Origin of the sequence: Tautonia sociabilis, from assembly GCF_003977685.1 — a bacterium.
Lineage (GTDB): Bacteria > Planctomycetota > Planctomycetia > Isosphaerales > Isosphaeraceae > Tautonia > Tautonia sociabilis.
Genome location: NZ_RYZH01000103.1, coordinates 1 through 6,912, shown reverse-complemented (window position 1 = coordinate 6,912; position 6,912 = coordinate 1). Strand labels below are relative to the sequence as shown.

Annotated in this window: 5 protein-coding genes and 2 pseudogenes; 2 read left to right on the top strand and 5 right to left on the bottom strand. The window is 68.8% G+C overall.

Annotation, left to right across the window (positions count from 1 at the left end; genetic code table 11):
- Positions 1-113 precede the first annotated feature (113 nt).
- Positions 114-1,187 carry a response regulator gene (locus TsocGM_RS25385; RefSeq protein WP_233579197.1) on the top strand — a complete coding sequence of 358 codons (1,074 nt, stop codon included), beginning with the start codon at positions 114-116 and terminating at the stop codon, positions 1,185-1,187.
- An 80-nt stretch (positions 1,188-1,267) separates the two neighbouring features.
- Positions 1,268-2,458, top strand: coding sequence for a metallophosphoesterase (locus tag TsocGM_RS25380; protein WP_126728262.1), 1,191 nt, complete (start codon positions 1,268-1,270; stop codon positions 2,456-2,458).
- 54 nt (positions 2,459-2,512) lie between these two features.
- On the opposite strand, the gene TsocGM_RS25375 is transcribed toward TsocGM_RS25380, so the two are convergent.
- From TsocGM_RS25375 to TsocGM_RS25355, 5 genes and pseudogenes are all read right to left on the bottom strand, one after another.
- Positions 2,513-4,678 carry a vWA domain-containing protein gene (locus TsocGM_RS25375; protein WP_233579196.1) on the bottom strand — a complete coding sequence of 722 codons (2,166 nt, stop codon included), beginning with the start codon at positions 4,676-4,678 and terminating at the stop codon, positions 2,513-2,515.
- Positions 4,675-5,568, bottom strand: a complete 894-nt coding sequence (locus TsocGM_RS25370) for a DUF58 domain-containing protein (protein WP_126728260.1) — start codon at positions 5,566-5,568, stop codon at positions 4,675-4,677. Before TsocGM_RS25370 ends, TsocGM_RS25375 begins: the two co-directional genes overlap by 4 nt.
- A 22-nt stretch (positions 5,569-5,590) precedes the next feature.
- The gene (locus TsocGM_RS25365) at positions 5,591-5,962 is read right to left on the bottom strand and encodes a hypothetical protein (protein ID WP_126728259.1); all 372 of its coding nucleotides are present in this window, start codon (positions 5,960-5,962) and stop codon (positions 5,591-5,593) included.
- A gap of 142 nt (positions 5,963-6,104) precedes the next feature.
- A pseudogene (locus tag TsocGM_RS25360) lies at positions 6,105-6,785 on the bottom strand (AAA family ATPase); the annotation flags it as partial.
- A gap of 9 nt (positions 6,786-6,794) precedes the next feature.
- Positions 6,795-6,912: pseudogene (locus TsocGM_RS25355) on the bottom strand (IS5/IS1182 family transposase); the annotation flags it as partial.

Below are 6,912 nucleotides of genomic sequence, written 5' to 3'. Positions count from 1 at the left end.
CGCTGCCCCTACCAGGTCCTGGGCCTGGTGCTGCCGACCGCCGACTTCTGGGAGCTGCTGCAGGCCGACCCCGCCGCATTGACGCAACAACTGTCAACCCAACAGGATGGCGGATGAGACAGTGCCTCGACTTCATCGAGATCCGGCTGCTGAAACACTCCGGCCGGCTGGTGCCGTTGCTCTCGGAGGGAATGACCCCCCTGGCGGCCGACCGGGAGTTGTTCGCCTCGGAGACGGGCAACGGCGTGACGGGATACGTCGCCGCCACCGGCCGGGGGTATCTCTGTCCCGACACGACCCGGGATCCCCGGTACATCGAAGGGGCCGCCGATGCGAGGAGTTCCCTGACGGTTCCCCTGGTCCGCCACGGGACCGTGATCGGCACGCTGAACGTCGAGAGCCCGAAGCCCAACGCCTTCGACCGCCGGGATCAGCAGTTCCTCGAAATCTACGGGAGGAACATCGCCTCGGCCCTGACGACCCTGGAGCTGCTGGAAGCCGAGAAGGTGAGCACGGCGACCGCCTCGGTCGAGGCGATCGCCCGGGAGCTGGCGCTGCCGCTGGACGACATCATCAGCGACGCCACCACCGCCCTCGACCGCTACGGCGGCCACGATGAGGACATCGTCTCTCGACTGCGCCACTTACTCGACCGGGCCCGGGAAATCCGGGGGCTGATCCGCCGCGCCGGCACCGCCATCCTGCCTGAGAACTCTCGGGCCTCCCGGCCCCCCAAGCGGCTGGCCGACGCGAGGGTGCTGGTGGCCGATGCCGACGAGACGATCCGGGGGGCCGCCCATCAGCTCCTCGAGCAGCAAGGGGCGACCGTCGAGACGGCCCGGGACGCCCAGGAGGCGATCGCCCTGGCCCGGCAGTCTCCCTACGCCGCGGCGCTGGTCGACATCCGCCTGCCGGACCTGGATGGGTACGAGTCGTTCCGGCGCATCCGGGAGGTCCAGCCGGGAGTCCCGGTGATCCTGATGACCGGCTTCGGCTACGACCCGACCCACTCGATCGTGAAGGCCCGCAAGGAGGGCCTCCGGACGGTGCTCTACAAGCCCTTCCACGTCGACCGCCTGATCGAAGCCGTCGAGCAGGCGATCCGATCCCCCGCGCCGGCCGTTACCCCCGACGGATTCCCGCCGGCCCCTTCCCTCGATCGTCCCGGATCCTGCCCCGAGTCGTAGGATCCCTGACAACCCGCCCCCGAGCCTCCGACTCTCCCGAATCGCTCGCAGCAACCGACCGCACGATCCCGAGGAGCACCATGATCGACTGGCCGATGCTCTCGGCGATTGGCCTGGGCCATTTCTGCCTGGCCGTACTCGCCGTCAACATCCTCCACGGCATCGGTGTGCCCGAGGGGACGCCCACCCGGGTGGTCAAGGTGCTGTCCCTCACCTTCCTGGCGACCGTCTCCGTCGGGATGGCGCTGCTGGTCGCCTCCCGACCCTGGGAAAGCTGGCCGGTGATGGCCCGGGGATACGCGATCGCCTGCATCTTGGTCGGGTGCGTCGGGCTCCCGGCGACCACCCTGGCCCGACTCCTCCGGAAGCAGCCTCCGGGAGTTCGCGGCGGGGTGACGGGGGTCGACCTGACCAGGTCCATCCCTCGGGACGAGCTGATCGGCCCGGCGAAGGATTCGTTCTGGCTCCGGATCCCGGGCAACCAGGCCTTTCGCGTGGAGCTGTCGGACTGGGAGGTCGAGCACCCGGGCCTCCCCGAGCCGCTGGAGGGCCTGAGGATCCTCCACCTGACCGACCTCCACCTGACCCGAGCCTATTCCGATCGCTTCTTCGAGGCCATGATCGAGCAGGCCGAGGGATTCGAGGCCGATCTGATCGCCTTCACCGGCGACCTGATCGACGATGCGGCCCTGCTCGACCGGGTCGGCCCGCTGCTCTCCCGGTTCCGGGGTCGCCTGGGGAGGTTCGCGATCCTCGGGAACCACGACTATCGCACCGACGCCGAGGGAGCGTTCGACGCCTTGCGGTCGGCCGGCTTCGAGGTCGTCGAGGGGCGCTGGAGCTCGATCGAGGCCGACGGCACCCGGCTCGCCATCGGAGGGACCTCCGCCCCCTGGGGACCGCTGCCCGAGCGATCGGCCGAGCCCGGGGCCGGCTTTCGGTTCCTGCTGAGCCACTCTCCCGACACGCTGCCGTGGGCCAGCCGGATCGGCGTCGACCTGATGCTCTCGGGCCACACGCACGGCGGCCAGTACCGGCTCCCCCTGTTCGGCCCGGTCCTCCTGCCCAGCCGCTACAGCCGGCGCTACGATCGGGGATTCTTCCGCAGGGGGCCGACCCTGATGTACGTCTCGCAGGGGATCGCGGCCCAGCACCCGATCCGGGTGAACTGCCCGGCCGAGATCTCCCGCTTCACCCTTCGATGCGCCCCCCGACGCTCGGCGGGAGCCCGGCCGCACTCGGCCCGGGAATCGATCGTCGTCCGGGGTTGATCCGGGCACGATCCGACCGAGGAGGGCGGGTGTCGTGGGGGGAAGACGCCGGCGTCAGATGTAGACGCGCCGGTTGTAGATATACCACTCGAAGAGCACTACGCCGAGCGCCCCGAGGGCGACCCACCACCAGCGGTCGAGCCGGGCCGGGCGGGACCTTCGGGTCCCCTCGATCTCGGTGTAGCCGATCTTGATGAGGTAGGGCTCCGCCTGTCTCCCGGAAACGCCCTCGGGAGGGATGCCCCGGGGAGAGAGGTCGCTCTCCCGAGGGTCGAAGAGGTTGACGGCGAAGACGGAGCGGGCCTCCCGCTCGCCGTCGGGCCAGGACACAAGGTAGAGCCCCGGCTCGTCGGCGTCGTTGTAGACAAAGGTGCCGAGGTCGGATCGGGGGATCTCATCCTCCGGCCCTCCCGGAGGGGAGACGGTGATCCGGTCGACCCCCGCCCCGGCTCGGAGGACAACCGGCTGGCCGGGCCGATGGACCTCCTCGCCAAGCGCCTCCTCGACATTGCCGAGGAATCGGAGCGCGTTGAAGAGAAAGACCGGATAGCTGAGCTTGGTGTGCCAGTCGGTGTTGAGCTGGCGGTCCTCGCCATAGATCGACCAGCCGACGACGGCGTCGGAGTACCCGTCTCGGGGGGAGACGAACGCGAGCGGCCCCTTGTCACTCTCGATCAGGGTGGTCGAGCCCGGAGGAGGGTCGACGACCAGAGCGTCCCGGATCAGGACGAGCGGCAGGTCTCGGAGGTACTGGAGCATGGGGTGGGCGATGTCCCAGTCGAGGATGATCGGCGCCTCGACGGGCCGGGCCTCGGCGAACGCCTCTCCCGGCGGCATGACACCGAAGTAGAGGGCGTTGCCCGCCGGGGGCTCCTCGGGAGCGACCCGGTCGAAGATGACAAGGTCGTACAGGCCGGCGATCAGGGCTCGGCGGACCTCGTCGGTCTCGAGGTCGGCGGGGCGGATCTCGACGACCTCGGCGGCCTCCCCGGCGGTGGCGGTGGTGAGAGCGTTGAGGAGGTAGCGATTCCCCTCGGTGACGACGAGCACTCGGGCGGTCCTCGGCCGGCCGACCGCGGCGAAGGCGCGGTCGTCCTGCTCGAGGTCGTCGTCGAGGTCGAGCCGGACCTCCAACCCCGAGGGCCCCGGGTCAACCAGGTCGAACTTGAAGGCCTGAGTGCCGCCAGCCGGGAGGCTCAGCTCGGCGGCGTCGATCAGGCGGCCGTCCCCGATCGGCTCGTCGAGCGGATGGAGGAAGAGGCGAGCGGTGGTCTCGACCGGCTCGTCCCGGTAGTTTCGGACGCGACCGAAGAGCTGGATCACGTCGGGCCGATCCTCGCCGCGGGCGGTCTGAAGCGCGAGGATCGCGACGTTGTTCGATGGGGGCGTCGACGACCCGTCACCGGCTCTCGAGGCCGACGCGGCTTCCCCCGAGGGAGGCCGGCCGAGGATGACGATCTCGGGGACGAGGTTGCCGAGACTGAATCCCTCGACGTCGGGGAAGCCGCCGTCGGTGTAGACCATCAGGCGGGGGGCCTGGACCTCCGAGGCGACCTGGCCCTCGCCGAACTGCTTCGAGGGGTTGGCCAGCCCGGCGGCGACCTGGAGCGCCTCGAGCAGGGAGGTGCCCGTGCGGGCCGGACGGATCGCGTTGATCCGTTCCCGGAGCTGGGCCTTGTTCCCCGTATAGGTGGACGCGACCCGGGCGGTGTCGGCAAAGGCGATGACCATGGCCAGGTCGCTCGGGCCCATCGCATCGACGAGGGCCAAGGCGCGTTGCTTGGCCTCGTCGAGTCGGCTCGGGCGGACATCGGTGGCCGACATGCTAGCGGAGTTGTCGATGGCGATCACGTAGCGCTGGCCGACCCGAGTACTCCCCTTCATCTGCGGGCCAAGCAGCGCGAACATCATGAGCAGCACCGCGAGCAACTGAAGAAACAGCAGCAGGTTCCGCCGGAGCCGCTGAAAGAGGCTGTTGACGTGCAGGTCCTCGATGCTCTTTCGCCAGAGGAAGGTGCTAGGCACCTGCACCGGCTTGCGGCGGAGCTTGAGGAAGTAGAAGAGGATGATCGTTACCGGCACGCCGGCCAACGCGGCCCAGAAGACCGGTCCCCAGCCGGCCGACCAGGGGACCGGGGGGTCGAACTGGAGGTTGAGCCCCCCCAGCGGATTAGCCTGCGCCGGCGGGACGATCATGGGCAAACCAGGCGGCGGGTTCACTTGACCAGCCCTCGCTCGCGCAGGTAATTCAGGATCAGTTTGTCGAACGGCGTCTGGTTCGTCGTGAAGATGTAGGCGATGCCCCGCCGGGTGCACCAGTCCCGGAAGCCGCCGACGTAGGCGTCGAGCGTTTCCTTGTAGCGTTTCAGGAGCGGGGCGCTGACGGTGATCTCGGCCTCGTCGTCGTCCTCGCAGTCGATCAGCCGAAGGTCGCCGACGAGCTCCGGCTCGACCTCCTCCCGGCTGAGGACGTGGACGACGTAGATGTCCATGTTCCGGGCCAGGAGGTAGCGCAGGGCATCTTCATACCCGCGTTTGTCCATGAAGTCGGAGATGACGACGACGATCCCCTTGCCCGGGTGCTTGATCGCGAACGACCGGGCCGCCGCGGTCAGATCGCTCGTCCCGACGGCCTTCAGGTTGTCCAGGTACTGCACGACCCGCCACATCTGGGAGCGGCCCCGGACGCTCCCCAGCCCGGGTTCGAGGTTGCTGCTGAAGGTGTCGAGCACGATCCGGTCGTGGTTGACCAGCCCGACGAACGACAGCGCCGCGGCCACCTGCTTGCCGTAGCGGAGCTTCGTCGGATCGCCGAAGTCCATCGACAAGCTCGTATCGAGCAGCGTGTAGACGTGCAGATCCTCTTCTTCGAGGAAGAGCTTGAGGAACAGCTTGTCGAGCCGGCCGTAGACGTTCCAGTCGATGTGCCGGAGGTCGTCGCCGACCGAGTAGTTGCGGTGGTCGGCGAACTCGACGGAGGAGCCGCGCCGCTTGCTCCGCCGTTCACCCTTCATGCGGCCGACGAAGATCTTGCGGCTGACCAGCTCGAGCTGCTCCAGCTTGTGGAGGAACTCGGGATCGAGCAGGGGGGAGGAGGACGCGGTGGACATGGGGGCTCCCGTTCCGATCGGCTCAGGCGCCGAGTTCCGTCAGGTAGAACAGCACGATCATCAGCGCCGCCGCCAGGCCGAGCCCGAACAGCCAGGGGACCAGCGCCGCGAGGATGATCACCACGCGCTGCCAGGCCCGTTCGGTCGGCCTCCGGTTCAGGAAGCCGAGGGCGGTGTACCAGCTCTCCAGCACCACGAGTGAGCCGCCCACCAGCACCAGCACGCCGAGCAGCGCCTCGAAGGTCAGGGCGACCGCCGCTCCCGCCAGCACCAGGCTCCCCAGCGCGATCAGGCAGGCGAGGTCTCCCCGGGTGAAGGCGAGCGGCTCGCTCCGGGGAGGCACCCAGGAGGTGCCGGAGGGGGGCGGGTCGTAGATGTCGTGCGGGCCGGTCATGGCGGACGTCGGGTCGAGGGGAGGACGGCCGGGGGCCGAAGGCGGTTCATGACGCTCGGAAGCCGACGGCTCGATCCGGCGACGGCGACGACCCTGGCGATCCAGGATCGGCGATCAGCCGCCGGAGGTTCCGGACGGGGACTCACGCGGCGGCCACGGGCTTCTGCGCCTTCTCGGGAACGGCCTCGAGCACCTTCAGCAGCACATCGTCGGAGTCGACCCCCTCGGCCTGGGCCTCGAAGTTGAGGAGCACTCGGTGACGGAGGCTGGGGAGGTAAACGCGGCGGATGTCCTCGAAGCTGACGTTGTAGCGGCCGTCGAGCAGGGCGCGGACCTTCGCGGCGAGCACCAGGGTTTGCACGCCCCGGGGGCTGGTGCCCCAGCGGATGTACTGGTTCGTGATGTCGACCGCATGAGGCCCTTCGGGGTGCGTGGCCAGGGCGAGCCGGATGGCGTAGTCCTGCACATGGGGGGCGATGATCACCTCTCGGACCAGCGCCTGGAAGCGCATCAGCGTCTCGCCGTCGATCACCTTCTCCGCCTGGGGCTTCTCGCCCCGGGTGGTGCGGTCGAGGATCGTGGCCAGCTCCTCCCGGGTCGAGTAACCAACGACGAGCTTGAATAGGAAGCGGTCGAGCTGGGCCTCGGGCAGGGGATAGGTGCCTTCCTGTTCGATCGGGTTCTGCGTCGCGAGGACGAAGAAGGGCTCCTTGAGCGTGTGGATCGTGCCGCCGACGGTGACCGACTTCTCCTGCATCGCCTCCAGCAGGGCCGATTGCGTTTTCGGGGTCGCCCGATTGATCTCGTCGGCCAGGACGATCTGACAGGGAGTCTAGAAAGTGAGTTTCCTGACCAGCCGTCGGGCCATGAGGTGGATCATCGCCAGCTTGACGAACGCCTCGCTGCTGGCCGTCGTCCCCTCGTAGTCCTTGCTCAACCGGCGGCTCCGC